1 protein-coding gene is annotated in these 2,633 nt (G+C 46.7%); it reads left to right on the top strand.

Annotated elements, in window-relative coordinates:
- The first annotated feature begins 130 nt into the window (after positions 1 to 130).
- A complete protein-coding gene (locus PGW94_RS04480) occupies positions 131 to 2,569 on the top strand; it encodes a valine--tRNA ligase (protein ID WP_271759054.1) in 2,439 nt (812 codons plus the stop codon).
- Positions 2,570 to 2,633: the final 64 nt, after the last annotated feature.

Here is a 2,633-nt window from a genome sequence, read left to right as displayed (position 1 = left end):
GCGCAGTTTTGGCGCTTCTTGCGGCGTCTGCCGGATGGGTTTTACGTAGCGATACGCAAATTCAGTTGTTTTTGCGGGTACAATTTTTTATACTCACTCGCTCTATAGCTGAAATTAGCAGGCTTGGTTAATGCGCGATCTAGACCGTACATATCAACACAAAATTATTGAAGACAGGTGTATCGACAAGTGGAATCGGACCGGCGTGTACAAATGGCATGGTAGATCGGATTGTTTCGTGATTGACACACCTCCGCCCACGGTGTCTGGTACGCTGCATATGGGGCACGTATTCAGTTACTGCCATACAGATTTTATAGCACGTTTCCGTAGAATGTCTGGTATGGATGTCTTGTACCCTATGGGATTTGACGATAACGGTCTGCCTACAGAACGCCTTGTGGAGAAAATCACTGGCGTGAAAGCATCTCAAGTATCTAGGGATGAATTCGTCGATGCCTGCAACAAAGTTTCTGCGGAGTTTAGAGCTAAGTTTAGACAACTTTTCACGATGCTGGGCCTAAGCTGTGATTGGTCCTTGGAATACAACACTGTTAGTGAGAAAATCCAGAAATTGGCTCAGGAGTCCTTCCTAGATTTGTACAGTAAAGGCGAAATGTACCGGAAGCAGCAGCCCATTTTATGGGATGTTGTTGACCAAACTGCTCTTGCCCATGCTGACATCGAGGAGCGGGTTATGAACTCTGAAATGAACACTGTGAGGCTCCATACTGCGCAGGGCGAGGGTGTTAACATAGCTACTACTCGCCCTGAGTTGATGGCTGCATGCGTGGCAGTTTTCTACAACCCACAAGACGAGAGGTACAAGCATCTGGCAGGGCAAGAAGCTGTAATACCTATTTGCGGCCACAAAGTGCCGATCTTATCTGATAGCAAAGTGCGTATTGACAAGGGTACAGGTCTTGTTATGTGTTGCACGTTTGGCGACGAGACTGACGTATATTGGTGGAGGACCCATAATCTTGATACTAGAATAATAATAGATAGAGCTGGGTTTTTGAGCGGATTGGAAAAATTTGACACAAACAGCGCCCTGATTCCCGCTAGCCAGTTTAACGGTATGCGCCTAAAAAATGCCCGGACTGCGATTTGTGAGGCACTGCAGGCAAAAGGGCTGTTACTTGAACAGGATCCGATAGTTCATTCGGTGCGCTGTGCTGAGAGATCTGGGGCTCCGGTAGAGATTATCCCCAGTCACCAGTGGTTCGTAAAGGTGGTTGACCATAAAAGCGCTATCTTGGCTAAAGCAAAGCAGATCATGTGGCATCCGGAGAACATGCGGAAACGTATTGAGATGTGGATTGAAAACTTGGGTTGGGACTGGTGCGTATCGCGACAACGGTACTTTGGTGTACGTTTTCCGGTTTGGTACTCGAAGCGTTCTGGAGAAGAGGGCAAGGTGTTGTTAGCGGATGCGGCGCAGTTGCCGGTGGATCCGATTTACGATTTGCCTACAGGCTATAGCCGAGAAGAAGTCGAGGCAGAGACTGATGTAATGGACACGTGGGCTACCAGTTCACTATCTCCACAGTTTATTGCGAGACCTGCAGAAAAGAGTTCAGGGAAAAGTGGCCCACAACCGGCAGATCTTAGGGCTCAAAGTCATGAAATCATTAGGTCATGGGCATTTTACACCATAGTAAAGTCGCATTTGCATTACAAGGACATCCCGTGGAAGAACATTATGGTTAGTGGGTGGTGTCTTGCGGACGACAAAACTAAAATGAGCAAGTCAAAAAACAATGCTCTAAGCCCAGAGAGGGTATTGGAGCTGTATGGCGCAGACGCTGTTCGTTATTGGGCAGCAAAGTCACGTACTGGCGCCGATACTCTGTTTTCTGAGGAAGTCCTTAAGACAGGCAAACGGTTTGTGACCAAGTTGTGGAATGCGAGCAAGTTCGTTCGCACATTTGTGAGTGGAGGTTCTGCATCGTGCACAGAAGTGTTGCCTACGGATTTGTGGATCCTTTCCAGACTGCACATGGTTGTAACGAGTTGCACGAAAAGTATGGACACATACGAATATGGATGCGCGCTTAATTGTATTGAAGATTTTTTCTGGAAAGATTTCTGCGATAACTATCTTGAGCTTGTGAAGCACCGTGCATACAGTTCTGATGGAACGCCTGGATACTTGTCGGCAATCTATACTTTAACGCATGTTCTACGAAATGTTCTTAAGCTGTTGGCACCGTTTTTTCCGTATGTTACAGATGAGATATATGGCGTTATTTATGGCAGCCTGGAAGGGACAATCCATGCTAGTCCGTGGCCATATGCTACCGATATTCCTAACGACCCCGATACTGAAGGGTTCGGTAGTGCCCTGATTGGCATCATAGAAGAAGTGCGTAAAGCTAAAACTCAAGCACAGGTTTCAGTAAAGTACCCTGTTGAAACTCTGACTATTTCGGGGCTAAGCGATAAATTTCCCCAAGCAATGTTAAAAGATCTACAAGAGATGTTCAGTGTTCAGGAACTGAAGCAGGTGCCTACCGACAAGGAAACATTTAGTGTTGTAGTCACAATGGCAGCGAATCCCAAATGAACGTAAGCTAATAGCGAAGTGCACCAATGCGGTAAACAAGGGTTCTCTATCACCGAAGTCGAAG

Origin of the sequence: Candidatus Anaplasma sp. TIGMIC (assembly GCF_028204095.1) — a bacterium.
Taxonomy (GTDB): domain Bacteria; phylum Pseudomonadota; class Alphaproteobacteria; order Rickettsiales; family Anaplasmataceae; genus Anaplasma.
Note: the sequence above shows the minus strand (reverse complement) of the source record. Positions and strands in the feature narration are given on the sequence as shown.

What these genes read in the sequence shown, in the direction of transcription:
- PGW94_RS04480 (WP_271759054.1), top strand. Translation starts at nt 131, where the DNA reads ATGCGCGATCTAGACCGTACATATCAACACAAAATTATTGAAGACAGG.